At 47.6% G+C, this 26,350-nt stretch carries 20 protein-coding genes; 16 read left to right on the forward strand and 4 right to left on the reverse strand.

From position 1 onward, the window contains the following. Positions 1 to 155: 155 nt before the first annotated feature. Positions 156 to 2,285 carry a UvrD-helicase domain-containing protein gene (locus LZ24_RS07140; RefSeq protein WP_186442983.1) on the reverse strand — a complete coding sequence of 710 codons (2,130 nt, stop codon included), beginning with the start codon at positions 2,283 to 2,285 and terminating at the stop codon, positions 156 to 158. A 447-nt stretch (positions 2,286 to 2,732) separates the two neighbouring features. Here LZ24_RS07140 and LZ24_RS07145 point away from each other — a divergent pair, with 447 nt between their 5' ends. From LZ24_RS07145 to LZ24_RS07200, 12 genes are all read left to right on the forward strand, one after another. After that, positions 2,733 to 3,086, forward strand: coding sequence for a hypothetical protein (locus tag LZ24_RS07145; RefSeq protein WP_144684020.1), 354 nt, complete (start codon positions 2,733 to 2,735; stop codon positions 3,084 to 3,086). Positions 3,087 to 3,244: 158 nt separating this feature from the next. Then, positions 3,245 to 5,068 (forward strand): AAA family ATPase, encoded by a 1,824-nt coding sequence (locus LZ24_RS07150; protein ID WP_144684022.1) that lies wholly within the window; start codon positions 3,245 to 3,247, stop codon positions 5,066 to 5,068. 23 nt (positions 5,069 to 5,091) lie between these two features. Continuing rightward, positions 5,092 to 5,322: a hypothetical protein gene (locus LZ24_RS17565; protein ID WP_144684024.1), complete on the forward strand. Its 231-nt coding sequence runs from the start codon at positions 5,092 to 5,094 to the stop codon at positions 5,320 to 5,322. Positions 5,323 to 5,479: 157 nt separating this feature from the next. Beyond that, entirely contained in the window at positions 5,480 to 7,315 is a 1,836-nt protein-coding gene (locus tag LZ24_RS07160; protein ID WP_144684026.1) for an AAA family ATPase, read from the forward strand. Between the two features lie 472 nt (positions 7,316 to 7,787). Beyond that, on the forward strand, positions 7,788 to 9,191 hold the full coding sequence (locus tag LZ24_RS07165; protein WP_144684028.1) for a dynamin family protein: 1,404 nt from the start codon (positions 7,788 to 7,790) through the stop codon (positions 9,189 to 9,191). A gap of 482 nt (positions 9,192 to 9,673) precedes the next feature. After that, on the forward strand, positions 9,674 to 10,762 hold the full coding sequence (locus LZ24_RS07170; RefSeq protein ID WP_144684030.1) for an Lcl domain-containing protein: 1,089 nt from the start codon (positions 9,674 to 9,676) through the stop codon (positions 10,760 to 10,762). Positions 10,763 to 10,887: 125 nt separating this feature from the next. After that, a complete protein-coding gene (locus tag LZ24_RS07175; protein ID WP_144684032.1) occupies positions 10,888 to 12,993 on the forward strand; it encodes a dynamin family protein in 2,106 nt (701 codons plus the stop codon). A gap of 104 nt (positions 12,994 to 13,097) precedes the next feature. Continuing rightward, positions 13,098 to 14,759: a dynamin family protein gene (locus tag LZ24_RS07180; protein WP_144684034.1), complete on the forward strand. Its 1,662-nt coding sequence runs from the start codon at positions 13,098 to 13,100 to the stop codon at positions 14,757 to 14,759. A 134-nt stretch (positions 14,760 to 14,893) separates the two neighbouring features. Next, the gene (locus LZ24_RS07185) at positions 14,894 to 16,747 is read left to right on the forward strand and encodes an AAA family ATPase (protein WP_222427568.1); all 1,854 of its coding nucleotides are present in this window, start codon (positions 14,894 to 14,896) and stop codon (positions 16,745 to 16,747) included. A gap of 20 nt (positions 16,748 to 16,767) precedes the next feature. Further along, positions 16,768 to 16,947, forward strand: a complete 180-nt coding sequence (locus LZ24_RS17570; protein WP_144684038.1) for a hypothetical protein — start codon at positions 16,768 to 16,770, stop codon at positions 16,945 to 16,947. A gap of 94 nt (positions 16,948 to 17,041) precedes the next feature. Beyond that, complete coding sequence (locus LZ24_RS07195; RefSeq protein WP_144684039.1) at positions 17,042 to 18,055, forward strand: helix-turn-helix transcriptional regulator; 1,014 nt, start codon at positions 17,042 to 17,044, stop codon at positions 18,053 to 18,055. Positions 18,056 to 18,069: 14 nt separating this feature from the next. Beyond that, the gene (locus LZ24_RS07200) at positions 18,070 to 18,321 is read left to right on the forward strand and encodes a hypothetical protein (RefSeq protein ID WP_144684041.1); all 252 of its coding nucleotides are present in this window, start codon (positions 18,070 to 18,072) and stop codon (positions 18,319 to 18,321) included. 252 nt (positions 18,322 to 18,573) lie between these two features. Here LZ24_RS07200 and LZ24_RS07205 read toward each other — a convergent pair whose 3' ends face one another. Further along, positions 18,574 to 19,539: a class I SAM-dependent methyltransferase gene (locus LZ24_RS07205; RefSeq protein ID WP_144684043.1), complete on the reverse strand. Its 966-nt coding sequence runs from the start codon at positions 19,537 to 19,539 to the stop codon at positions 18,574 to 18,576. 681 nt (positions 19,540 to 20,220) lie between these two features. Here LZ24_RS07205 and LZ24_RS07210 point away from each other — a divergent pair. Next, positions 20,221 to 20,679, forward strand: a complete 459-nt coding sequence (locus LZ24_RS07210; protein ID WP_144684045.1) for a VOC family protein — start codon at positions 20,221 to 20,223, stop codon at positions 20,677 to 20,679. Here the strand turns inward: LZ24_RS07210 and LZ24_RS07215 are convergent. Both LZ24_RS07215 and LZ24_RS07220 read right to left on the reverse strand, forming a co-directional pair. Beyond that, positions 20,643 to 21,743, reverse strand: a complete 1,101-nt coding sequence (locus tag LZ24_RS07215; RefSeq protein ID WP_222427569.1) for a patatin-like phospholipase family protein — start codon at positions 21,741 to 21,743, stop codon at positions 20,643 to 20,645. The two genes, LZ24_RS07210 and LZ24_RS07215, sit on opposite strands and share 37 nt — an antisense overlap. Positions 21,744 to 21,974: 231 nt before the next feature. Beyond that, positions 21,975 to 23,204 carry a glycosyltransferase family 4 protein gene (locus LZ24_RS07220; RefSeq protein WP_186442984.1) on the reverse strand — a complete coding sequence of 410 codons (1,230 nt, stop codon included), beginning with the start codon at positions 23,202 to 23,204 and terminating at the stop codon, positions 21,975 to 21,977. A gap of 158 nt (positions 23,205 to 23,362) precedes the next feature. On the opposite strand from LZ24_RS07220, the gene LZ24_RS07225 reads away from it, so the two are divergent. From LZ24_RS07225 to LZ24_RS07235, 3 genes are all read left to right on the forward strand, one after another. Beyond that, positions 23,363 to 23,695 carry an STAS domain-containing protein gene (locus LZ24_RS07225; protein ID WP_144684049.1) on the forward strand — a complete coding sequence of 111 codons (333 nt, stop codon included), beginning with the start codon at positions 23,363 to 23,365 and terminating at the stop codon, positions 23,693 to 23,695. A 9-nt stretch (positions 23,696 to 23,704) separates the two neighbouring features. Continuing rightward, positions 23,705 to 24,109, forward strand: coding sequence for an ATP-binding protein (locus LZ24_RS07230; RefSeq protein WP_144684051.1), 405 nt, complete (start codon positions 23,705 to 23,707; stop codon positions 24,107 to 24,109). A gap of 87 nt (positions 24,110 to 24,196) precedes the next feature. Continuing rightward, positions 24,197 to 26,230: a SpoIIE family protein phosphatase gene (locus LZ24_RS07235; RefSeq protein ID WP_186442985.1), complete on the forward strand. Its 2,034-nt coding sequence runs from the start codon at positions 24,197 to 24,199 to the stop codon at positions 26,228 to 26,230. Positions 26,231 to 26,350 lie beyond the last annotated feature (120 nt).

Here is a 26,350-nt window from a genome sequence, read left to right on the forward strand (position 1 = left end):
TTCAGCAAATCGCCCTTCAAATCAGGACAGAACTCCAGAGCCTGCCTGAAAGTAAGTTTCTCAAACCGGACTGCTACCCAGCAGTCCTTCTGCCATCATCCACCCTGCCATTTCCCGGATTCTTTCCACAGGTGGCGTATAAGATCTGAACAGGCCTATGCCAGATTCTCCCCAAGCCATGGGCTGATTTTTCCGCTGCCGGAAAGAAAAACGGATTTTTTGGCCCGTGTGACGGCCATGAAAAGTAGTGCCCTGTCCCTCATTTCAGCTTTTTTCCGGATTTCCGGATCTTCGGATTTCATGGCATGGCTCATCAGGGGCATGGCATCTTCGTTCATGCCACAGATCAGCATATGGTCAAATTCAAGGCCCTTGACCCTGTGCATGGTGCCGATGCGAACGCCCGGCTCCTCCCTGTCATCGGGCTTGGATGGAAGCAAGGGATAAAGTACCAGCCCCCGCTTTTCAAGCTCGCCGGAATACTGCTGCAACAGTTTGTGTGTTCTCAGCACCACGCAACAGGCATTGAGGGCACCCTCATTTCTTTCAATGAGCCTGAGGTGATCTGCAATGGCATCGCACTCCGCTTCAGGATTGTCCGCAGCCAGTATCTGCGGCTCTGTTCCGTGGATCAGAGAAATATAGCCTTCCTGCTGATCTTCACCACCGTCCAGATCATCCACAAAAACATCCTTCATCAAGGCCATGGCCCAGCGTCTGGTTTCTTCGCTTGTTCTGTAGTTGATGCGCAGCCTGGTACTTCGCCCCACAATGCGGATACCGCACTGGCTCAGGGCCGCCTGAACGCTGTAAATTCTCTGGTGGGCATCGCCCACAATGAAAAGATCATCCGGGCCTTCACTAACCATTGCCCGCAAGAGCCTGAAGGCCTGTACGCCCATGTCCTGGGCTTCATCCACAATAATGTGCCCGAAACCGGAAGGATTGCCCTTTTCCAGATACAGCCTTGCATCCCGCATCATATCTGCGGGTTCCCTCAGTTTCTCCTGATCCATCAGCCCCATGTAGCGTTCAAACACAGGCCAGATCCCTTCCCTCTCCTGCCTGCTCAGGGCAAGGCCACGGCCACGGCGTTCCGTCCGGATATAGGAATCAAGGTCAGATATTTCTAATGGTTGAATCACCTCGTCCCATTCTTCCTTTAAAAAACCAAGGGAAAGCTCCATTTCAGATGGCAGCATCTCCAGCGACTGCTGCCAGAGTTCTTTAGATTTTTCGCCATAATCTACGGTAAAGCCATGGCCCTGATCCGAAAGAAATTCCATCACCCATCTGTCCAGATTGATGACTTTAATCCGGTCAAAATCTTCTTTATCCATGATTTTTTCAAGGTTTGCCTGAATGTCTGCCGCAAGGTTTTTGGTAAATGTGGTGAAAAGGATCTTCTTGCTGCTTTTTCTTTCCATATGTTCTGCAAGCCATTTGGCCCTGTGCATGGCCACAACGGTTTTACCTGTTCCGGCTCCGCCCAGAACCCGCACCGGGCCGCTCCAGCTTTTTTCCACAAGCCTGCGCTGGCTGGGATGAAGAAAGGTGCGCCAGTTTTCAAGGGGAGCATGGAGCATATCAAGGAGGGCTTTTTCCGTAGGTGCAATATAAAATTTGTGGCGGGAAACTGGATGATCTAAGGCGCTGGTAAAATCTTCCGTATCCACACCTTCCTTTTCCTGAACCCCCTGCTCTGCGATGATGGAAAGCACATCATCATAGCTTTCACCCTGACTGAGCCAGACAAGGGCTTCATACACATGCTCAGGGCAGCTTTGGGCAAAATCCTTAAGGTCCGGTTCCGTTTCAATGCTTCGCACATCACCAAGGAGTTTTTCAGGCAGCCCCAGCCGCAAAAGGTCTTTGTCCCTTAAGCTTGAAAACATAGCAGCGTCTTTTTTGTCTTCAGGTGCCTGAGGTTCTTCTTTTTCCGTTACCCGATAAATCTGAACAGCCCCCAGTTGCGGATTGATATCGCAAATGCGGTTTTTTGCCCATTCATAGGCCCTGTCGTGGTGATCTACCCATAAAAGCATATAGACATTGCCGGATTTGGGCTGCAGCACAATTCCCCGGTAGGTCTGGTCGATGCGCACGGATCGGATGCGGGGATCTCTGCACTGATGAAGTTTTTCATAATTGATGCCGCTTGCCGTAGGGTCCTGCTGGAATTTGGTTAAAAAGTGCTGCACCTTGGTCTGCTGCTTCTGGGGAATACGGGCAAAGGCGGAAAAAAAATCATCGGATATGGCAACCTGGATGTCATTTATGGCCATAACAATCCTTTCTGGAACAAATAAACTTCCAAAATCAGGTAAATGAAAATAAGAAGAACGGACCTGTCTTTGCATGTGGCTTTCTCTTATGGCTCTTATATCACAGTTGGATAAGAAATGCATAAGGTGAGGCGTTACCACAGCCCGCCGGATTTTGTGCATTATTTCTTTGAGTTCAAAAAGGAGTTTGAACGGTTCCGGGAATTTTCCGAATTTCCGGAACTGGCCCGATCATGGGGTGCAAGGGTTTAAAGCTAAATTATATTATATCGACACGAGGCCGTATCTGCTCCATAGTTTTAAAAAAAGACCGGATGGATGCAGGGACGACTACCGTTTTTTGCATATCCTGATTTCATTTATAAACAGGCAAGGGATTATTTTGATTCCACAAACCCTGTAACCCAGATCCTCCTTCCCAAAATGAACTATGAGCCAGGGGAGAAGGTGGATGACACCATGAGGGCCATGACCGGACTGTTTCATCTGGTGGGTGCGGCCCTGTTTAGCAAATACTTCGATTTTATTTACATTTATGCAGATATTCAGGATAATGAGCAGGAAGAGTTGCTCAGTTTGCTCACAGAAAAGGAGAACGGTATGCTGTTATCAGAACGCATTCAGGAAAGAGGGCGTTATGAAGAGAAGTTCCAGACAATCATGAGTCTCCGTGAGTGCAATATGAAACCAAAAGATATTGCCAATGCTACGAGGCTTACCCCTGAAAAAGTAAGAGAAGTCCTTGCTTCAGGGGATAAGGGCCTGAATCTGCTCATAGGCAAAAATGCCACCAAGCATTAGTCCTTGTTCTGTACCTGAAGACCTTAACTCTCCATCTTCTCTGCTGTGCCTGCTGTATTGGCAACCATGGCTGCTGCAAAAAAAACTCAATGAAGATGGCGGTATTGTAGCCATAAAGACTGGCGGGTATCTGAGGGCAGACCATCCGGGAGGAAAAAATGAAATACCCCTATGGAATATCTGATTTTGAGAAAATCATTGAAAATAATTATTTTTACTGTGATAGGACAGACAAAATTCCTTTGCTTGAAAATGCAGCGTCCCAGCTTTTTATCAGGCCAAGGCGCTTTGGCAAAAGCCTTCTTCTGTCCATGCTGGAAAATTATTATGATATTGCCAGAAAAGATGATTTTCAAAAACTATTCGGGCATTTAAAAATTGGTCAAAACCCGACACCATTGAGAAACTCCTATTTCATTTTAAGGTGGGATTTTTCCTGTGTGGATGCAGCAGGTGATTATCATGGAATAAAAAAATCCTTATACAATCATATCAATGCCAGAATAGAGCGTTTTATCACCTATTATAATTTTAAGGGTTTTTCTCTGCCTGAAATTAAAATCAATCCCGATGATGCCATCTATACAATGGAACGTCTTCTTTCAGCGGTAGAGGTTTCTGGATACCCTCTCTACCTCCTGATCGATGAATACGACAACTTCGCCAACACCATTCTCATGTCTTCTGTAGATAAAAAAGAAGATTATGAAAAGCTTGTTAAAGAAGAAGGTATTTTAAGAACGATTTTTAAGGCCGTAAAGGCCCTGACCTCCGGCACCATGATTGACAGGGTTTTTATTACAGGTGTCTCTCCCGTTGTTTTGAGTGATATTACCAGCGGTTATAATCTTGCTGAGGCTGTTTATTCTGAAGCCGCACTTAATGATCTCTGTGGTTTCAGTGAAAAGGAGATACGGACTGAGATTGAGAACATTGTTAAAACCCAAAAATCCAAGGATTTAATTTCTGAAGGTGAAGCAGCCATAGAAGATGCTGTCAATACCATGAGAAGCTTTTACAATGGCTATCTTTTTTCGATAGATGCCCATGAATTTATTTATAATCCAACCATGTGCCTTTATTTTTTCAAGCAACTTGCAGACAAGGGCAAATATCCAAGACGGATGCTGGATGCCAATCTTTCCACGGATCAGGCCAAGCTCAGCTATATTGCCAGCCTTAATGGGGGCCAGGAACTGATAATCAATCTCATGGAAAAGGAAGACAGTGCTGTCATTGAAAGTATAGAGCTATCCTTTGGGATTGAGGATATTCTTTTTGACAGCTCACAGGACAGGCAGTTTTTAACATCTTTTCTTTATTATTTCGGAATTTTAACCATTGCTGAAGAAACGAAGGATCTGAAAACAAGGCTGAAAATCCCCAACATGGCGGTCAAGGGCCTGTATGCGGATAAACTTTGTAATCTCTTGCTGCCCGATACAGAGGTAAGGGATGCGGGCAGACTTGCGGCAGAAAAGGTTTTCCAGAAGGGGGATATGCAGCCCCTTTGTGACTTTGTGGAGAAAAAATATTTTAAGATCTTCAGCAACAGGGATTACATCCTTGCCAATGAGCTGACCCTTAAAACCGCCTTTCTCACCCTTTTATACAATGACATCATTTTTCTGATGGATTCGGAATCAGAAATTTCCAGAAGATACTCCGATCTCACCATGATCATCCGTCCGGATAAGAGATACGGCAGGGTGTATGATGTTTTGATTGAATTCAAGTTTGTCAGTCTTAAAGAGGCGGGCTTATCCGGTAAAGAGGCACTGGCTTTAAGCGTGGATGAACTTAAAGCCCTTTCTTCCATTCGGGAAAAGATGAAAGAAGGAACAGAGCAGGTGACGGATTACGGGGCAAGGCTTGAAGAAAAATATAAAAATTTAAGGCTTCAGAAATTTGTGGTGACAGCCCTTGGGTTTGACAGGGTGTGTTTTGAAAAGGTTGGAGAAGCACCTCCTTTGCCGGAATAATAGAAGCCTTTTAAGAAAATGGTATGCTGTTATCAGATGATATGTTGTTATCAGAACGCATTAAGAGCATGGGGCATGATGAAGGTATGTACAACGAGAAATTTCAGACAATCATGAGTCTCCGTGAGTGCAATATGAAACCAAAAGATATTGCCAATGCTACGAGGCTTACCCCTGAAAAAGTCAGAGAAGTCCTTGCTGCAGGGTATAAGGGCCTGGATCTGCTCATAGGCAAAAATGCCACCAAGCATTAGTCCTTGTTCTGTACCGAAGACCTTAACTCTCCATCTTCTCTGCTGTGCCTGCTGTATTGGCAACCATGGCTGCTGCAAAAAAACTCAATGAAGATGGCGGTTATTTTGGCCATAAAGACTGGCGGGTGTCTGAGGGCAGACCATCCGGGAGGAAAAAATGAAATACCCCTATGGAATATCTGATTTTGAGAAAATCATTGAAAATAATTATTTTTACTGTGATCGGACAGACAAAATTCCTTTGCTTGAAAATGCAGCGTCCCAGCTTTTTATCAGGCCAAGGCGCTTTGGCAAAAGCCTTCTTCTGTCTATGCTGGAAAATTATTATGATGTTGCCAAAAAAGATGATTTCAAAAAATTATTCGGCCGTTTAAAGATTGGTCAAAACCCGACCCCATTAAGAAACGCCTATTTCATTTTAAGGTGGGATTTTTCCTGTGTTGATGCAACTGGAGGCATCAATAATATAAGGCAGTCATTATTTGATCATATTAATGTAAGGATTGAGAATTTTTTAAAATATTATAGTTTGCATGGTTTTGACATTCAGGGAGTCCGTATCAACAATGAAAATGCCATTTATTCCATGGAATCTCTTATTGGTTCCGTACAGGCCCATGGTCACACTGTTTATCTTCTGATCGACGAATACGACAACTTCGCCAACACCATTCTCATGTCTTCTGCCGACAAAAAAGAAGATTATGAAAAGCTTGTGAAAGAAGAAGGTATTTTAAGAACGATTTTCAAGGCTGTGAAGGCCCTGACCTCCGGCACCATGATTGACAAGGTTTTTATCACAGGTGTTTCGCCTGTTGTTTTGAGCGATATTACCAGTGGCTACAATGTTGCAAAAAGTGTGTATCACAAACCGGCCCTGAACGACCTCTGTGGTTTCAGTGAGAAGGAGGTAAGGGCTGAGATTGAAACAATTGTTAAAACCAGAAATTCTGAAAATTATGTCATTGAAAATTTGGCTATTGGAGACTCCGTCATTGAAGATGCCCTCAATACCATGAGGACATTTTACAACGGCTATCTTTTTTCCACAGAGGCCCATGAATTTATTTATAATCCAACCATGTGCATTTATTTTTTTGAAGAGTTTGCAGGCAATGGAAAATATCCCAAAGAAATGCTGGATTCCAATCTTTCCACAGATCAGGCCAAGCTCAGCTACATTGCCAGCCTCAACGGGGGGCAGCAGCTGCTTTTAAATCTCATGGAAAAGGAAGACAGCGTTGTCATTAAAAGTGTGCAGAAATCCTTTGGCATTGAAGAAATTCTTTTTGACAGCTCAAGGGACAGGCAGTTTCTAACATCATTCCTTTACTATTTCGGGATTCTAACCATTGCCGAAGAAACGCCGGATCTTGAAACAAGGCTTAAAATTCCCAACATGGCGGTGAAGGGCCTGTATGCTGATAAGCTTTGTAATCTCTTGCTGCCCGATTCAGAGAAAAGGGATGCGGGCAGGTTTGCGGCAAAAAAGGTATTTCAAAAGGGGGACATGCAGCCCCTTTGTGATTTTGTGGAGAAAAAATATTTTAAAGTCTTCAGCAACAGGGATTACATTCTTGCCAATGAGCTGACCCTGAAAACCGCCTTTCTCACCCTTTTATACAATGACATCATTTTCCTGATGGATTCGGAATCAGAAATTTCCAGAAGATACTCCGATCTCACCATGATCATTCGTCCGGATAAGAGATACGGCAGAGTGTATGATGTTTTGATTGAATTCAAGTTTGTCAGCCTTAAAGAGGCAGGCTTATCCGGCAAAGAAGCGCTGGCCTTAAGCGTGGATGAACTTAAAGCCCTTTCTTCCATTCGGGAAAAGATGAAAGAAGGAACAGAGCAGGTGACGGATTATGGTGCAAGGCTTGAAGAAAAATATAAAAATTTAAGGCTTCAGAAGTTTGTGGTGACAGCCCTTGGGTTTGACAGGGTGTGTTTTGAAAAGGTTGGAGAAGCACCGCCTTTGCCGGAATAATAGAAGCCTATACACGATTATTTTTGAGTAGGGGCAGGCCCCTGTGCCTGCCCTTTTCCCCTCACCCCCGGCCCCTCTCCCTCTGGGCTGAGGGTTGCCTGCCCGGCACACAGGCCTTCTGCATAGCTTTTTATAATGCCATGGTTTCTTTTGCCTGTGTGCGGGGGGGTGAGGGCCTAATGCCCTTTATTTTTGGCCAACGATTTTGGGCACCCACAGGGGAGTGCCCCTAAAAAAACCCATTTCTTGTCAGCCCCATCCCCCCACCATACCCCCTCCCCTCCCATTTTTTTTATCATCCCTGTTTTTATGCGACCTGAACTGTCGCACTCATGTGCTACAAAGGGTTTCAGGCACAGAGTGAAAGCCGCTTTGCCTTTTACCCTGTTTCAGGCATATAATTCAGGCTTGCCCGGCAGCACCCAAAAAATAAAAACCCAGCTGCAACCACAGATACCAGAAGGGAAAAACCATGAACACACTGACTCCGGAACAAAGCCACAGCCTTATCTGCAGAGCTGTTTCAAGGAAGGGGGAAGAAGGCCCCATGGCGGCCATCCTTAGCCGCATGGAAAATACCATCAACGAAGAAATGCATAAGGTGAGCCGCTACCACAGCCCGCCGGATCTTGTGCATTATTTCTTTGAGTTCAAAAAGGAGTTTGAACGGTTCCGGGAATTTTCTGAATTTCCGGAGCTGGCCCGCAAGGTCATTGTGGGTTTTGGCGGCGGATTTTCCGCAGGCAAGTCTTCCCTGCTCAATGCCATCCTTGGCCGCAAAATCCTGCCTGCGGAGGTGGACCCCACCACAACGGTTCCCGCCTTTATCATTAAAGGCAGTGAGGATGCCATCAGTGCCTTCAATCTTTTTGGAAAAAAGATCAGCCTCAGTGCCGATGAATTTGTGGCCTTAACCCACGACTATGAAAAGGAACACGGCACGCCCATGGGCCATATCCTGAAATCGGCCCACCTTGCCCTGCCGGAGTTCCGCTGGGAAAATCTGGCCCTTCTGGATACGCCGGGCTACTCCAATGCCGATGATAACTCAGAAACGGAATCCGCCGATGCCAGAACAGCCCGCACCCAGCTCAATACGGCCCAGTTTCTTGTGTGGCTGATCCGGGCAGAGGCAGGAACCATTCCGGAAAAGGATCTGAAATTCCTTTCCAGCCTGAGGCCGGAAATTCCCAAGCTCTTCATCCTCTCCCAGTCAGACAAGCGGGAAGAAGAGGATATCCGGGACATCATTTCCCTTATCCGCAGCACCCTTGAAAATCGGGGCATTGCCTTTCTGGATGTACTTCCCTTTTCCGCAAGGAAAAAGAAGCTCTACCCCGCAGAAGCCATTACCGCTGTTCTGGATCAGTGGAACACCAAACCAAGGGAGGTGCTTTTTGCCAGAAACTTCAAGGTGCTGTTCATTCACTTTATCCGTTATTTAGATGCCTGCAAGCTGAATGCTGAACGAAGCCTCAACCGCCTGAACCGGGTGCTGGGCCTTGCCGATGATGAAGATATCCGTCAGGACATAGAAGATCTTCAGCAGAAAACCCTCCTTGAGATCCGGCAATTAGACGGGGAAAGGGAGATTCTCATGGGGCTATCCAACACCTTTTTCCGGGAGCTGAAAAAGGTGGGAGACAAGGTTGGCATAGAAATGCCGGAACCCTCCGAGATGGATCTTCTGGCACCGGATGGGACCAATATTCTGGAGCTGCTGCGCGCTTACATGGAAAAAGAAAAAATCAGGCCAAAGGCTATGGAAAAATTCTTAATACCCCTGATGCAGGCGGGAGAGTGCGGGAATTATGCGTTTATTACGAGGCAGGAAGGCGAAAAATTTAAGGATTTTCTCCTGAAAGCCTGTGCATAGGGCCATTTTAAAAAAAATTTAACTGTTCAGCACAGTTTTCCAGGTACCATACCTGCAAGACAGATGCACAGGCTCCAGGCTATTTGCCCGTGACGCAATCTTATTCGGGAGCTTCTTGCCCTGTGCGGAAGCGGAAAAAACCCCCCGCCACAGGCAGGATAAGCTTTTTGATTACCATGGCAGGCTTAAGTACGCTGCCTTTGTGGCGGCTCAGACAGTTTGCCGCTTCTTATTAGCACTCCGGCACTCAAGCTTGCAAAAGTCCATTGTTTTTTCGCAGGCTTTGGATTTATGGCTTGAGTGCCGGACAAAGCTCTGATCCGAAACGATTGCAATGTCACTTTCAAATAGCCTCGGAGCCTTGCAAAAGTACGAAGCTGCTGCAATGACAGCATTGGCAGTTCAGAAAAAAGCCATGCTGAACAGTTACAAAAAAATAAACTTTTTCATATAATTCCAAAAGCAAACAAGGAGCCTTCTTGATGAATACAACATCCAACCCTAAGCTTTCCACCCTTCTCCAGCAGATTAACAATCTGAAAACGGAATTTTTGCCCCTGCCGGAACATGCTGCCAGCGCCTGCGACACCCACACCAAGGAACGCTACCTCACCCTTCTGGCTTCCCTTGCCATGGCAGATAATGCCATTAGCGAAGCTGAATCCCGTCTCATTTCCCTGCTTCGGGCATCCATGGGGCTGGAAGTAAGAAACTCCGCCCTCTATGAGCAGGCCGGGAACCTTGATGAAGAAGGACTGAAGGATTTTTTCAGGGCCATCAAAGAGGCGGACATTGCCAAAAGCTTTATCCTCGATGCCCTGATTCTTTGCAGGTTAGATGGCCCTTTGAATCCGGAAGCAGCAGAAGTGCTGGGGCATCTGACGGAGCTGATGGCTTTGGGGGAAGAGGATTTGAAGGTTTTGGTGGGGCTGTCCTGCCATGTGCTGGGTATAGAAAATGATACCCTGATTCCCTTTAAATGGAATACTGACTTTTACAGGCACTGGCACCCTGTACTTCTGGGAGGAAAAGAAAAACTGACTCTGAAAAATATAGATTTAGCCTCATCATCACCACTGAAAAACTTTCCAAACCTCACGGCTACGGTAGTAGATGAAAAAACAGGCCTTGAATGGATGCGCTGCTCCATGGGCCAGACCTGGGATGGCAGCACCTGTGTAGGAGATGCCAAAATCTATAACTTGGATGAAGCCATGGCTGCTGTAGAAGAACTCAATAAAAAAGGAGGCTACTGCGGTCATAAAGACTGGCGGTTACCCACCATAGAAGAGCTGAACACCCTTGTTTATTGCAGCTCAGGAAAACGAGAACCGTTTAAAAAAACAGGCTATGGAGAAATTTATGGTGGTTCATGTAAAGGGGAATATCAAAAACCAACCATTAACCTTGTGGCCTTTCCCAATACGCCGTCAAGCTGGTTTTGGTCTTCTTCGCCCTACGCCAACTACGGTGGCAGTGGGTGGGCCCTCTCTTTTGACTGCGGCTATGTCGTCCCCGGCAAAGAGAACGGCGGCATCTGCCAGCTCCGCCTTGTGCGTGCCGGACAGTGATTTTTTCCTTTTTCAATAAACATCGAAAAAAGGCATTTCAGTCCATTTAAGCCCATAGCCAGTATCAAGCATATATTAAAGGTACACCAAACGCCCCCACAATTCTTCAAAAAAAGGAGCAACCCATGAGCCACCCCCATCTCCAGCACCTTGAAACCCTTGCCTCAGACCTTTCGCCATGGTCTGCAGTCTTCCCGGAAGGCATCCGCAATATTCAATCCCTCAGGCAAGAGTTTCACACAAGGCTTGAGCGCTTTCAGGCGGAAGAGCAGCGTTTAAGCATCGGCATCATGGGGCAGGTGAAGGCTGGCAAAAGCAGCTTTGTCAACGCCCTGCTCTTTGGTGGTCTGCCCGTTCTGCCGGAAGCAGCCACCCCCAAAACCGCCAACCTCACGGCCATCACCTGGGGCGAAAGCCCCCTTCTGGAGCTGGAATATTACACTAAAACCGAGTGGCAGGCCCTAAAGGATCAGGCCGCATCCAAAAGCGAGCTTACAGAGGCTAAAATGGCAAGGGAGCTTATGGCCATGGTGGAAAAAAGCGGCCTTGATCCCATGGAAAAGATCCACAAACAAAGGGAAAGCATTTCATTTAACAGCCCCAAAGACCTTGTTTCCGTTCTCAATGACTATGCCGGAGAAAATGGTCGCTTCACCCCTGTCATCAAAATGATACACATTTATCTGCCCATGGATGAGCTGAAGGGCTTTGAAATTGTGGATACACCGGGCATGAATGATCCCATCCTGAGCCGCACGGAAAAAACCAGAGAGTACATGGCCCGCTGCGATGTGGTTTTTTTCCTCAGCCGTGCGGGGCAGTTTCTGGATGCCTCGGATACGGATCTTCTGGCCAGACAGCTTCCCGGCAGGGGTGTCAAGCGCATGGTTCTGGTGGCAGGCCAGTTTGATAATGTCATTTATGAAGATGGCCCACAAAGAAACAGCCTTGAAGACTGTGAAAAAAACCTCTGCACCCGCCTGACCCGAAGGGCAGAGGATGAAATGGAAAAAATGGCGAGAGACTTTGAAATGAGGGAGAGGCCAGCCCTTGCTTCCCTGATGCGCAGCATGAAAACCCCTGTTTTATCCAGCACCTTTGCCCATGGCTTTGCCTCATGGCCCGAAGATAATTGGGGAAAAACCATGAAGCACATGCACAAGCTGCTTCAGGAGATGGCAGAGGAAGAATGGAACAGCCGTTTCAGCAGCAAAGACTGGCAGCGCATTTCCGGCTTTGATCTCTTGCAGGAGCATTACCAGAAGGCCAGAAATGAAAAGAAAGAAATTCTTCAGCAGCAGATCAATGGCCTGATTCCCGAATCAAAACAGCAGGTGGCCCTGCGTGTGGAAGAGCTTGAAGACAGCGTGAATCAGCGGCTGGATTTTCTCAATAAAAATGAAATCTCCGTCATCAATGAGCAAAGGCAGGCCTCCGAAAGCCGCATTCAGACCATTGCCGTGGTTTTAAGCGAGGTGATAAGCAAAAACCTGAACCATATACAAAAGACAAGGGCAGAAATCCTTGCGGATATTCAAGGGTCTTTGAAAGAATTTTCCAATCTCAGCACCCGCACGGGAACGGAAACCTACACCTCCTACAGAACCGTCAGCACTTCCAAATGGTATAATCCCTTTTCATGGGGAAGCTCAACGGATGTTGCTACAACCCATACCCGCTCTTACCAGTATGTTCTGGCTTCCGATGCCGTGGAAAAGGTGACTGGCTACGGCAATGAAAGTGCCGCATCCATCAACCGCAAATTCAGTGAGAATTTTGATCCCCAAACAATCAAACTTGAGCTTCGCAAGGCCCTTTTAAAGGAAATGGAAACCGGCAGTGCAGATTTTAACCCCGGCTGGTTCCGCAGTGTGATTGAGCAGGGCATTCGTGAGCTTCAGATTCCTGTTTTTACAATGAACTACGGCAATGAGGCCGATGCCATTGTGCAGGAATTTCAGGGGGAAATCCGTTCCGATAAAATGGACAGCCTGAATCTCATGCTGAGCAAGGCCCTGCATAAAATCTTTGAACGCATACAGAAACTTTTTATCCCTGCCGTGGCAGAGGTATGCGATCAGCTTGAAAAAGCCAGAGAAACCCTTGCCGCAGTTCTGACGGAAAACCTGCACAAGGAACTGGCAGAGCTGGAAAAAGCCTTTGCAGACAAGGCTGCGGAAATGGATTCTTACAAAAAACTCCTTGCAAGGCTGGAGGAGGAAAAAAAATAAGGGGATGAGGACTGCACGGTGGCTGAGGCCCTCGAAGCCACCACAAAACAAACACCTTCCATCTCCACGATAGGACAGATGAAAATTTAAAAAAAGGAGACCCCATGTTTACACAACAGGAATGGATTTTAAGCAAGCTCCCCGAAATCAAAAACATATTTGAAAAGCATGGCCGCCCCGCAGAAAAACTGGATGAACTAAAAAAAGAGGTTGAAAACTTCAAGGTAAGGCTGCCCCTGATCGGCCCCTTCAGCGCAGGAAAAAGCACCCTCATCAACACCCTTTTAGATCAGGATCTCCTTGCTATTGAAATAGACCCCACCACCGCCCTACCCGCAGAAATCCATTATGCAGAGCAAAACCGTTTCAGCCTCTGCCTTGAGGATGAAAGCCTTATTGACATTACAGAATCCGACTTAAAAGCCCCGCAAACAGAGCATCTCCATAAAAAACCCCTTTATGTCAAAGCAGAACTTGCCAGCGAAAAACTACAGGCCTTTCCCCATCTCTGCCTTGTGGATATGCCGGGCTGGGATTCCGGCATCAAGGCCCATTCAACGGCCATAGACAATTACATCAACCGCAGCCTTGCCTATGCCGTTGTCATTCCTGCGGGAGACGGTACGCTGAGAAACAGTATCCGCGCCCTCCTTGCGGAGCTGGATCTTTATTCCATTCCGGTTTTTGTTTTCATTACCAAATCCGAAAAAAGCCTTCCGGAAGACATCGTTGCCATCACAGAACAGATCCGTATTGAAATTGCTGGTATCATGAAAAATGCGCTCTTCAGTGTCGCCACAATCTCTTCCCGCAAAAAAAACATAGAGCCTTTTGTACAAAGCCTCCATCAACTGGAAAAGCGTTCTGAATCCATTTTCAACATCAACTGCCACAGGCTTTTTGGTAAAAAGCTTCAAATGATGGATGATTACCTCAGCACCCTCCTCAATGAAGAAAACATGACGGCAGAAGACATTGCCATGAAGCAGGATAAAATAAAACAGGAGATGGAAAGCTTTAGAAAAGACATGGAAAGGGAAACAAGAGAGCTGAAAAATCAGATAGATCCTTCGGCCCGCCGCATTCTTGATCTGGTAAAGGCGGATCTTCATGCCAGTCTGGAAAGCCTGACGGATGCCAGCCTTCACAACGGAGACATGGAAGGCATTGTGGGACAGATTGTAAGGAATGCCACAATAAAGGGCATGGAATCCGAATTTCATCCCAAGCTGAAAAAATACATCAAAAGCCTTGGAGACACCCTCGCCGCAACCATATCAACCTCCTTCAGGGTAAATTTCAGTGATCTGGAAGAGGACAGGAGCATGGACTCCATGCAGACAGGCATTCAGGGTTCTTTGTCCGCAGCACTTTTATTTTTTAGAACGATGCCCATTGTAAACATTATTGCTCCACTTCTTGTGGGGCTGGTCTCTTTTCTTTTCGGCAAAACTTCCAGTGAAGAAAAATTAGCCATCAAAAGGGAAGAAGCAAGGCAGCAGGTACTGCACAGCCTCATCCCCGGTGTTTTGCAAAAACTGCACACCTCCCTGATTCAAATACTGGAACAAATCACGGAAAAGGTGGAAGGGGATATTAAAAAAAGCATTGATGAACAGGAAGCCAACATGAAGGCCGCCCTTGATGATCTCAGCCGGGAGCTGCAGCAGAGCGAAGAAGCCTTCAGGGCCAATCAGGCCGCAATCACGCAGGACAGAAGCACACTCCGGGAAATCATGACCCGCCTTGAAGGGGCCGCAGCATGAACGATCTTTCCCTTGAAAAACGCTATGGGCTGGTATGCGATGCCATCACCCGTCCAGAAGCCGAAGGGCCAATGGCGGCCCGCCTGAGCCGCATGGAAAATCTGACCCGGTTTTAAAGGAGCTTGCTGCCTTCCATGGGTATTCTTCTTTCTGCGGTATTAGAAAGGGGATTCTTCCCATGGATGCCAGGCCCTTTTTCATATATCTTGATGCTGGCCCAAGGCCTTGCCCGGAAAGAAAAGAAACCTTATTCCAGACAGGTAAAAACCATGAGAAAACGCATCCTCTACGGCGAAGCCAATTATCCGGCCATTGTCCGTGAAAACGGCTACTTTGTTGACAAAACAGCCTATATCCAAAAGCTGGAATTGGTTAAAAATACCGTATTCCTTCGGCCACGGCGCTTTGGAAAATCCCTTCTCTGCACCATGCTGGAGTCCTACTATTCGGTTTTATACAAAGAAAACTTTGAAGAGCTTTTCGGCCACACATGGATTGGCAAAAACCCAACGCCCCTGCACAACACTATGCTTGTGCTGCATCTGGATTTTTCCACTATTGAGACCGGCGAGCTGGAGGTGATGGAAAAAAGCTTTAACCATGTTGTTAATTCAAAAATCAAAGCCCTCATACAAAACTGTCATGCATGGCTTGAAAACAGTCCTTCATTTGACCCCATGGCAAGCGCCACAGCCAATCTGCAAAGTCTTGTCAACCATTTCACACCTAACCTGATTCATCCCCTTTATGTTATCATTGATGAGTACGACAACTTTGCCAACCAGCTCATAACAGGACACAAAGACCTTCATTATAAGCAGCTCATGGCCGATGACGGTTTTTTGAAAACCTTTTTCAAGCTTTTGAAAGAAGGCCGAAAAACCGGAGCCATCCACAATGTTTTCATCACAGGTGTTCTGCCCGTCACCATGGATGAGCTGGCTTCGGGCTTTAATATTGCTTCGTTCATCACCCTTGAGCCTGAGTTTGAAAACATGATCGGCTTTACCCAGTCTGAAGTGGATACCCTGCTGGATGAAATTTACAAAGACTATGAGATTAACCCGGATACCCGGAACGAGATTCAGGATGTCATTAAAAATCAGTATAATGGCTATCATTTTATCGACCCGCAAGGCGAGGTTGTCTATAATTCCACCATTCTACAGTATTTTCTGGACGGCTTAACAAAAAACAGTACCATGCCTCAGCATCCCATGGGTATCAATCCTGAAGCCAGTATCCAGTGGCTCCAAAGACTTGGGGCCTCCAACCCGGAAAGTATAAAAAAATTTGTGGAAGAACTGCTTTTGCGGGAAAATGTTTCCTTTGACCGCTCCTTTACTCCAAAAATAAATATGTTTTATTTTCTGGAAAAAAGTTATTTCCCTATTCTTTTTTTACACTTGGGTATGCTCACCCGAAAAAATGACTTCTTCCTCACCCTGCCCAACCTCAACATGAAAAGAATCTTCGTGGAGTATTTCAATGAGCTGCACCGCATTGATGTTTCCACCCGATATGCGGACATGATGCAGGGCTTTGTCAATGATCTGGATCTCAAAGCCCTCTTTGCGGGCTACTGGCAGGAATACGTATCCCAGCTTCCGGAAGCGGTTTTTTCTCAAGTGAACGAAAACTTCTACCGCACCACCTTTTATGAATTGTGCTCCCGCTACCTCTCGTCATGGTTCACCTGGAATGTGGAAAGATCCTACCCCAAGGGCAGAACGGATCTTGAGTTTGTGGGCAAATTCAATGAATGTTTTGCAGGCATCCGCATGGTCATAGAATTCAAATACTTTTCCAATGCAGCTTTTAAGAAATTAAATACGAAAATTGAAGATTTCTCCCTGATGCCGGAAGATACGGAGCAGATTGCAGGCTATGTGGAAGGACTTAAAAAGGAGTATCCGGAGGCAAAGGTGACACAGCATGTCATTTATTGCTTCGGCAATGGGGGCTTTAAGGTTTTTGATCTTGAATAATTCTGCTCTGCAATGGGTATATGATTTGGAAGATGCAGGCCTGTGTTTTGCGTCTCTCCCTCTGGCCGGTGGCTGAGGCCCTTGAAGACGGACCTGCACGGCATACAGGCCAAAAACTGGACTTGTCCAATGCACTGAAGACTGTTGGCCTGAGTGCCGGAGTGAGGGAAGAAAACTTTAAAAAACACCTTCTCCATTGACTCTTTCTAAAGATTTTAAATGCCTGCAAAAGTCAGGAAACCCATAAAGAACATTGATGAAGGTTCATCATTCTAAAAAAAGGCAGAGATACCCATGAGCAGTACAATGCGCCAATGCCTGATGCTTCGCATGATTCCATGGCATCCGAAAAAAATAGACACCGCCACCATTGAATACCGTTTAAAAGACAATGATGTGCATATTCACAGGCGAACCATACAGCGGGATTTAGAACATCTTTCCACCATTTTTCCTCTGGTATGCGATGACAGGGAAAAACCCTACGGCTGGTCATGGTCTGCGGAAGCTGAACTTTTTGATATTCCGCAAATGGACCCCCTGACGGCCTTTTCCTTCCGCATGATGGAAGAATTTCTTCTGTCTGCCATGCCGCCCGCATCCCTTAAGGCCTTAAAACCCCATTTCCGCCATGCCTCCAAAGTTTTGGAAAGTATCCATGCAGATCAACTGAAATCCTGGCCGGACAAGGTGAAAATCCTGAGCCGCTCCCAGCCCCTGACACCCCCCGGCATCGACAACGCCGTTCTGGATACGGTGTACGAATGCCTCATGGAAGGCAGAAAATTTTCTGCATCCTACAGACGCAGGGGCCAGAAAGAAGCGGTGAACTACACCATCAACCCCCTGGGCATTGTCCTGCTGGATCGCATCATTTATCTGGTCTGCACCATGCGGGATTACAATCAGATGAAGGATATCCGCCAGCTTGCCCTGCACCGTTTTGTTTCTACGGAAAAAATGGAAGAAGCTGGCCTTGTGCCGGAGGGTTTTGATCTGCAGACCTACATAGACGGCGGCGCATTCAGTTATCTCAAGGGCGAAGAACCCATAGAACTGGAAATCCTGCTGGAAAAGCCCGTTGCCGCCCACCTGTATGAAAGCCCCCTCTCTTCGGATCAGATTATCACGGAATATAATGAAACCCGTGTTCTCATCCGGGCGACAGTGCTGGACACAGCCCAGCTTCGCTGGTGGCTGCTGGGTTTTGGTGAATCTGTTGAGGTAAGGCTACCTGAAAATCTGAGGGATGAGTTCCGGCAAAAAAGTGCTAAAATGGAAGCCATGTACCGGCTTACATCCTCTTGAGAAAGGAAAAAACCATGGCCAGAGAAAATGAGCTGCTCCTGTCCTTTCAACTGAACCTCGTCGTCCCCCAACCCCTCAGCAGGGTACGGCATTTAGCCAAAACCAGTGCCGTGGAAAGCCTGAAAGAAAAGGGCATCAAGCCAGAAGATACGGTTATTGATGTCATTCCAGCCAATTTTGAAAACATGCCCAAAGCCATGGCAAAAGTGCTGCCCCCCTTTTTTCCCGTTGGCAGCTGCACGGTGAATGTCTATTCAAAAGCCTGATTTTGCAAGGGTTGCTACCGAATATTTTTCTGCCCTGCTTCCTGGCAAGATTTTCAACCAGCACTGTTCAGCAGTCCTTCCGCCAGCATCCACCCTGCCATTTCCCGGATTCTTTCCACAGGTGGCGTATAAGATCTGAACAGGCCTATGCCAGATTCTCCCCTGGCACCACCTTTTGGGGTTTTTCCAAAATACGACATAGTAATTACAGGCATTTTGGACAAAAAAGGCCTTCCAACTGTAGAAGGTGAGTCAGACAAGGATACGCCAGCAGCGGTGTATCTTTTTTCTTTTGCTCTGATAATCTTCGGGAATGGTTTTTTGGGTGATCTCTTCGATTTCCCGAACCCTCAGGCTGTCCATTAGGGGTTCAAAGCCCTGATGATTGGTGGAAAAAAATACGGTCCCGCCCTTTTCGATGACATCCAGAACCCTGTGCAGCAGTTCAGGATGATCTTCTGCGATATCAAAGGTTTTTCCCTTATCCCTCGCCGATGAGTAGGAAGGGGGGTCCACCATGGCAAGGGAGAAGGTCTCGCCGTTTTTCTTGAGTATCTTCAGATGATCCATAGCATCGGCCTGAAGCAGCCTGTGTGTTTTTTCATCTACACCGTTGAGCCTGAAATTCTCCCCGGCCCAGTCAAGATTGCCCTGTGAGCGGTCAATGGAAAGGCTTTGCAGGGCACCCCCTGCGGCGGCGTAGCAGGTAAAGCTTGCCGTATAGCAGTAAAGGTTGAGAAATCTTTTTCCTTCAGCCAGCTCCCTGACCATGGCTCTGGTATTTCTGTGGTCGGAAAAAAGTCCCGTATCCACAAAATCACAGGGGTTGATCCAGAATTTCAGATCCCTTTCTCCCATGATGATTTTTTCGTCTGTCCGGTCAAGGCGGCCATAGCGTTTTCCGTCCCGTATGCCCGCATGTCTTTTTTTCAGATGCACCTTTTCCATGGGCACGCCAAGGGCAACTGCTGCAGCTTCTGCCATGGCCGGCAGCCAGTGGGGTTTAGACTGCTCCCGCATGTATTCCGCTATCACCAGATGCCCGCCGTACCAGTCCACTACCGCACGGATCTCCGGAATATCCCAGTCATAGAGCCGGAACACCTCAAGGCCCTCACGCATAAAGCGTTTATGCAAATGCTTAAAACGTTTCTTGATGCGGTTGGCCAGCATACTGGCCTGATGTTTGGTTTTCGGATCTGTTATGACATCTGACATCTGCGTGGCTCCGGCTTTATAAAAAATATGGTAATTATTCAGTAAGTTTCCCCTCTCCCCCTGGTCGGTGGCTGAGGTTCTCGAAGCCAGAAGGGCCTGGGCCTTACCCGGCATACAGGCCAAAAACTGGACTTGCCCAATGGACTGAAGGCTGTTGGCCTGAGTGCCGGGGGGAGGAAAGAAAACTGTAAAAAGCACCTTGCCCATTGACTTTTTCTTAAGATATTAAAAATCTGCCTAAGTCAAAAAGCCCATGTTGAATAGTTACAAAATATGTACACTTTGTAAGGCAGAGGATAAGGATCGGGCAGGATGATATCCTGCAGCCGGTTATTCTGAACCATTTGGTCATGGGAGGCAATCTTATTTCTCGCGAGATTTTTTTAATTCCAATGGCCTTTGCCTTTCAGCCGTTTTTTTGAATTTTTTTCTGATTACCACTGTCTTTCAGCCTTACAAACCTTAATCATGGAAATTATATGACCAGATTTTACGCATGTCAGCGGGCACCTGTAAAGGGTGCCCCTACACTAAACAGGGGTTGTAAAAAACATTCGCAGGGGCAGGCCTTGCGCCTGCCCGTATTAAAGCCCGCACCATAGGCATAGCAACAACCTGACCAGCAAGCTGTGGCTGAGTCAGGGTAGTAATAAGAATATTTTTTGATATCTGCTGAGGTGAATGATGATTCTGTGCATGGACCATTTAAATATTGTTGTGACAGACCTTAAAAAAGCAACAGGCTTTTTTGAGGCCATGGGATTCAGGCCAGTGATGGAATCAGAGCTGGACAGTGCTTTTCTTGAAAAGGCCACGGGTCTTTCCGGGGTGAAGGGCCGTTTTATTGCCATGGAACACTCAGGGTCTTTCATGCGCCTTGAGCTTCTGGAATATCAGCCAGCAAAGGCTCCGGACGGGCGGATATCCATGGCAAATCAGGTGGGATTCAGGCATCTGGCCTTTCAGGTTGAGGATATGGAAAAAACCGTTGAAAGCCTGAAGGCTTTGGGTGCGGTTTTCCTGAGTCCTGTGCAGACATGGGAGAAGACAGGCAAAAAACTGGTGTATTTTCTGGGGCCGGATGGCATTCTCATGGAACTTTGTCAGTATCCGGCCTCCCCTGAAGGGGAGGCGGCCTGATCCTTTTCTTCTACTGCGAATGCTGTTTCGGGGATGAGCTTCAGGATGCTTTCCCGTAAATTTTCTGCGGCAGGTTTCGCCTGCTCAAGGATGCTTTCCATGCGGTTGAAATGAAGCAGACGGATGTCCTGCACTTCCGGCCGTATATAGATATGGGGCTGCTGGTACTTCATTTTGGATGAGGTGATGGAGTGCTGCATGATTTTAAAGGTATCAAACAGAACATCCGTTGCGCGGATTTCTTTGCCATTGGTGTGGCTCCCCTTGCCAGCCACGTCAATGGCAATAACGATGTCGCAGGATTCAAGCAGGTGGTCATAGGGCAGAGGATTGCTTGTCCCGCCGTCTATGTAAAGGCTTTTGCCCACAGGCTGGGGAGGAAAGAGCCCCGGAACGGCCATGCTGGCCTGCAGAGCCGTGAGCAGATTGCCGCTTTCAAAAACCATTTCTTCGCCTGTCCTGTAGTCTGTGGCGATGACCATCAGGGGAATTTTCAGTTCTTCAAAGCGATGAACACCTGTTTTTTCACCCAGAAAATGGATCAACCCCTCACTGCTGAACAGTCCGCCGTTTTCCAGATCCAGCTGCATGAGATCGCTAAGGGACAGCCCGGATTTTCCCTGAATGAGGTTCAGGAAAATCTTTGTGTTGCTGCCGGAAAATGTCTGAAAAAGGCTTCTGATTTCCTTGCCGGAGAGTCCTGAGGCGTAGAGGCTTCCGATAATTGCTCCAATACTGCTTCCTGCGATTTTTTCCGGCCTCAGGCCTGCTTCATCCAGCACTTCCAGCATGGCAATGTGGGAAAGTCCCGTAGCGCCGCCGGAGCCAAGGGCAAGGCCTATGGTGGGGGCGCTTGTTTTTGCGTAAAGGCCTCCTGGGATCATGGCGGACAGCGCAAGGCAGATAATCAGCATAAATATGCTGTATTTTATCCTTCCCTGGTTTATCTCGCCTCGTAAGGTAGTGGTGCCTGTTTTTTTTGGATGCCTGGAAATCATACGAAAGATCAGGTACTGACGAAATGTAATGGCCATGGGTTTGTCCGTCTTTTTAATCTCGTTCATAATAACCTCGATTCCCGCTTGATTTTCATTTCTACAGCACTACACAATGTGCATAGGTGGTGCCGAATTTGTGAACACCCGCATCCTTTCTTTCCTGTTTGAAAAAAGTTTTGATGTTTTAGCTGCGGATCTTGCCACGTCATGGGACTGCAGCGAGGCTTAAGGCTGATCGGATACTAAAAAAAAACCTGTATCCAGCTCCAGGGTCTGAAAACAGACACTCCATGAAAATCAGAAGGATGAAAGTTCAGCATAAAATGTCTCTATCCTTCTGAAAACTTCTTTCCATGTGAAGGCCTGCATCCTCTTTCCGGCTTCTCCAGTATCCATACAGAGATTCTCAGACAGGCGGCCGATCTCCTCTGCCAGAATACGGGAAAGCCTTACAATCATATCCGGCATATCCTTTTCAAAGGGCCTGTCGATGGTTTCAAGGGGAGGCAGTCTGAGCAGACGAATACTGTCAGAATCTCCATGGCCGGTAATTTCCACAGTCCCCGGAAGATCCGTGGCCATCACCCGGCAGCCCGAAGCAAGGGCTTCAAAAAGTACAAGGGGCAGGCCCTCGTAAAAAGACGGAAGGATGAAAATATGGGCCTCTTTCATCCTTTCTGCAAGTTCTTCCTGACTCAGCATACCCGTAAGACTTACCCGGTCTTCCATGGATTTTGCCAGACGGAGGCAGGTCTCATATTCCGTACCGGAACCCGATCCTGCAAGGAAAAGGTGAAAGGAAGACGGAGAAACCGCCATGGCTTCAACGGCCTTAAGAAGCCAGAAAACGCCCTTGGAAAAGGAAAGTTTGCCCGCATAAAGAATATTGACAGGAGGAGGCGCTGGTTTTTGGGCAGGAAAAAAAAGCTTTTCATTGAATCCTGTGCCTGCAACCATGATTTTTGAATGGGGAATGCCGTAAAGGAGGGAAATTTCTTCTTTCTGAACCCGGCTGAGAGCAAGGATGCCATGGGCCCTCCTGCAGCCTTCCACAACCCTTTGTCCCAGATGGGAGCAGAGATCCAGCTGCCTGATATCCGTTCCATGGCAACTGATCACAAGGGGAATCTCCGGGAACAGCTCTGCTGCAAAGGCAGACATCAGCCAGAGATGGTTGCTGTGGATAATATCGGGGCAGAATTTTTCCACCGCCCCTCTGATCCTGTTTTTAAAAACAAGCTCATAGGTATCCAGCTGATCCGGTGTCAGATTTTTAAAACAGACACTGGGGTATGGCATGACATCACTCATGCCCGGTATGAGAAAAGGCAGTTCTTCCGAAGAAAAGCGGATCGCCCGGCTGTTCTCAGGCGACAAATGGGGTATGGGGACAGACTCCCCCTTTTCCATGGCAGATAAAAGAAAAACCCCATGATTTGCAGCCGCAGCCTCTCTGATAAGGGAACGGACATAATATCCGCTGCCTGTAAAACCCGGTTTCTGACTCAGCAGGTAGAGTATTTTCATCTGATCCTCTGCATCCTGTTCTCCAAAAATATGCCCGTCCCCATGAAAACATCTGGCTTTCATAATTAAAAAACACTGGTAAGCCTGTGGAGGTCATGGCATAGTCCGTAAAGAAATCAAGCCCTGTCATCTTTTTAACAACATAAAAGGAAAAAAATATGGAAATTACCAGCAGAAAAGAAAACAATACCATGATTGTATCCGTTCAGGGAAGAATCGATGCCGTCACTGCCCCGGCCTATGAAAGCGGTATGAAAGAGCTGCTTGAAAAAGAAACGCTTTTTATTCTTGATTTTGAAAAACTGGAGTACATCAGCAGTGCCGGTCTGCGGGTAATTCTTGCAACGGCCAAAAGCCTGAAGGCCAAGTCCGGCAAAATGGTCATGGCCAATGTTACCGGTACGGTGAGAGAGGTTTTTGATATCTCCGGTTTTGGAGCTATTTTTACCATGTATGATTCCATTGAGGCTGCCCTTGCGGGTATGGAATAGGCGGTTACCATGAAAAAACTCCGGGTTGAGGCTGTACTCGATGCGCTGGAAAGGGTGCTGGCTTTCACTGGAGAAGAGGCCGAAGCTGCAGGCCTTGACCCCGGAAAATGCATAAAACTCGCCCTTGTTCTGGAAGAAGCCTTTGTCAATATCTGTTCCTATGCCTACCCTGAAGGCTCCGGCTTTGCAGAAATTTTCTGTGGCACTGAAGACAGGTGTTTTGTGGTAGAAATCCATGATGAAGGCGAGGCCTTCAATGTGCTTTCCCTGCCGGACCCCGATACTTCCCTTGGTATCGAAGAAAGGGAGATCGGCGGTCTTGGTATCCACTTTATCCGTCAGTTCACAGACAAGGTGGCATACGGCAGAGAAAATAACAGAAATATCTTAACCATGCATTTTGGTATCCACTGATCCAGCTCCACGGCCAGCTTTTTTTGCTGAATGTCTTCTTCATTCACGAGGCCCGGTATTCAATCAATCCGTAAAAGGGGTGCGTTCATGCTCCATTCCCTGAAAACCAGAATATGCATCCTTATTGCTCTGGTGCTTACCCTTGTGGCTGTTCCTGTTCTGTATTTTACCCATAAAGACGGCGTACAGGCCATGTCCGAAGCAGAGCAGCGCAGTGTGCAAAACGTTCTGGAGCTGGCAGAGCTGAACATACGCAGCGGATACCGCAGTCTTCTCTACAGCCGGGTGGATGCTGTCAGGGCCCACAGGCAGAACCTTGAATCCATGGTTGCCGTGGCCCGTAAAGGTTTTGATCTGATTTTTTCTTCCACGGCCTCCCCTGCGGAGCTGAAAAAAAAAGAGGGCCTTGCCCTTGACTGGATCAGCGGCCTTGCTTCCGTGGATGGCACAGAATTTCTTGTTCTCAATAAAGAAGGCATTCTCATCGCCCATCCGGATGCGGGCATCCGCAACAGCAACCTGAACCAGATGGAAGATATCAAAGGATTTCCACTGGCAGATGCCGTCAATGATGAAGCCAGACGACTGGGCACAGCCAGCACCACCTTTTTCTGGACCTTTGGAAGTGATGGAAAGGCCAGAAAAAAATTTGGCTGGTTTGTTCATTATCCTGCCACGGACTGGGTGCTGGGAGCCGTGGCAGACATTGAAGCACTGGAGCATGAGGGAGAGCGCAAAAAAAAGGAAATGCTGGACAACCTCAAGGCCAACTTTGAAACAATCCGCATTGCAAGGTCCGGCTCCCTGATTCTTTTTGACAGAAGTGGCGAAATACTCATTCCTTCAAAGAATGAAGATCCGGATCTGCTCTCCACCCTGTACCCGGAAACGGAAAAACCGCTTTTTGAAGAACTTCAGCTGCTGGCTGCTACCGGAAGCCGGGAAGCCATCCCTGTGATTCTCCCGGATCTTCAAGGAGAAATGAGGGAGCGTGTCATTTTCTGCACCTACTTCAGAACCCTTGGGTGGTATGTGGCAGCCATTGCCTACACCGATGAAATCCGTGCACCGGCACAGGCCCTTGTACAGCGCTTAAGCCTGATCATTGCAGGTCTTTTTCTGGTAAGCATGGCACTGGGTTTTTCAATATCCAACCGCATGACCCGCCCCCTCAATACCCTTGCCGCCTTTGCCAAGGCCCTGCCGGATTCGGATTTCACTTCAGATAAGGCCCTGTGCGGAGCCATTGAACACCTGCCGGGCCGCCATCAGGATGAGGTGGGTCGCCTTGCAAAGGCCCTGCTTTTCATGGAAGCCTCCCTGCGTGACAATATCCGCTGCCTGATGGAAACAACGGCTGCCAATGAACGGATGGAGGGCGAGCTCAGTGTGGCAAGGGAAATTCAGCTGGGCCTTCTCCCTAAAACCTTTCCACCATTTCCCAATCATTCGGAATTTGATCTTTATGCCAGTCTGGAACCGGCAAGGGAAGTGGGGGGAGATCTCTATGATTTCTTTTTCATGGATGAAAAGCATTTCTGCTTTGCCGTGGGGGATGTTTCCGGCAAGGGTGTTCCGGCCTCCCTGTTCATGGCCATCAGCAGAACGCTGCTCAGGTCTGCGGCAGCAAGGGAGAAAGACCCTGCCAGAATCATGAGCACCATGAACAACGATCTTGCCTCCAGCAATCCCAACTCCATGTTTGTCACCCTTTTTATCGGTGTTCTGGATCTGGATACGGGCCTTCTTGTCTATGCCAATGGCGGCCATAATCCGCCGGTAAAAATATCTTCCGGCAAACTCCCTGAGTTCATGACAGGCCGCAGCGGCCCCCTGGTGGGTGCCATGGAGGATATGCCCTATCAGACCCTTGAAATTCAGCTTGAACCCGATGACACCCTTTTTGTTTATACCGACGGAGTCACGGAAGCCATGGATACGGAGCAGGCACTCTACTCCGACCCCCGCCTCGTCAGAACCCTTAGCGGAACCCATGGGAAAAGCCCCAGAGAGATTATTGAACTCATTGAAAAGGATGTGGCCGCCCATGTGGGCAGGGCAGAACCCTCCGATGACATTACCATGCTCTGCCTGCGTTATGCGGGAATCCATCCGGGCTGAGTTGTCTTTTCATCATGAAACCAGACTTGTCATAGCCTGCATTCTGGTATATATATTTTCGGTTTTGCGGACGAGTGGCAGCCCGCTATACAAATTCTCCCTCCCCTGACTGTTGAATAA

Origin of the sequence: Desulfobotulus alkaliphilus (assembly GCF_007830435.1) — a bacterium.
GTDB lineage: Bacteria > Desulfobacterota > Desulfobacteria > Desulfobacterales > ASO4-4 > Desulfobotulus > Desulfobotulus alkaliphilus.